This window comes from Nocardia elegans NBRC 108235 (genome assembly GCF_001612845.1).
Lineage (GTDB): Bacteria > Actinomycetota > Actinomycetes > Mycobacteriales > Mycobacteriaceae > Nocardia > Nocardia nova.
This window is the reverse complement of the sequence record NZ_BDBF01000114.1, coordinates 1-736: the sequence shown is the minus strand read 5'-3', so window position 1 is coordinate 736 and position 736 is coordinate 1. Positions and strand designations below refer to the sequence as shown.

The window sequence follows — 736 nt, the reverse complement described above, 5'->3', positions numbered from 1 at the left end:
GAACCCGCGACGGCGGCGTTCGTCGAACGAGGCGCCGCCGCGGCCGAGGTCTGCGCCCGGCTGCGGCAACTGCTGGAGGCCGATGCGGAAGCGGCGCAATCCATTCGGGACGCCCTGCCCGCGCCGCCGACCTATGTTCCGCTGCCCGACCAGGTCGCCGAGGTGGTGCACGGCGGCGCCCGCCGGATGACCCACGACGTCGCCGCCGCCGCGGCCCTGGCCGACGCCCGCGACATCATGACCTTCCGCTACAACAGCACCCTGGTCGCCTCCGGTGACCGGGTGCCGCGCTTCGCTCCCGCACCCCGGCCGGATTCGGGTGGGGGTCATCCGTAGTGAAGTGGGTGCTGACGCCGGACGAGTTCGCCCACGTCTGGGCCACCGAAACCGATCTCGACCGCCGTCCCTATCCGGTGAACATGATCCCGGAATCCACCGTGCGCACCGAATCCGAATATGCCGCACTGGGTTTGCGCACCCGCTATGCGCGCAACACGGATCCGGATCTCACCGCCGCACTGCTGCTGTGCACCCGCCCGGACGCCACCACGATCACCGTCTCCGGCCGGCGCTCCACACCGGCGGACGAGCCGGAACTGATCCTCGCCTTCGCCGCCGTCGTCCACCGGCACGCGGGGCTGCTGATCGCACGGCCCGACGCCGTCACGGTCGCCGTCTGCCACGCGCGCGGGGTGGGCGAACGTCTGGTGGCCGCGATCGGCTCGGCGCCGGCGGG

At 72.6% G+C, this 736-nt stretch carries 2 pseudogenes; both read left to right on the top strand.

Annotated elements, in window-relative coordinates:
* A pseudogene (locus tag NE2_RS36525) lies at positions 1 to 336 on the top strand (hypothetical protein); the annotation flags it as partial.
* Positions 336 to 736: pseudogene (locus NE2_RS34430) on the top strand (ESX secretion-associated protein EspG); the annotation flags it as partial. The pseudogenes NE2_RS36525 and NE2_RS34430, both read left to right, overlap by 1 nt.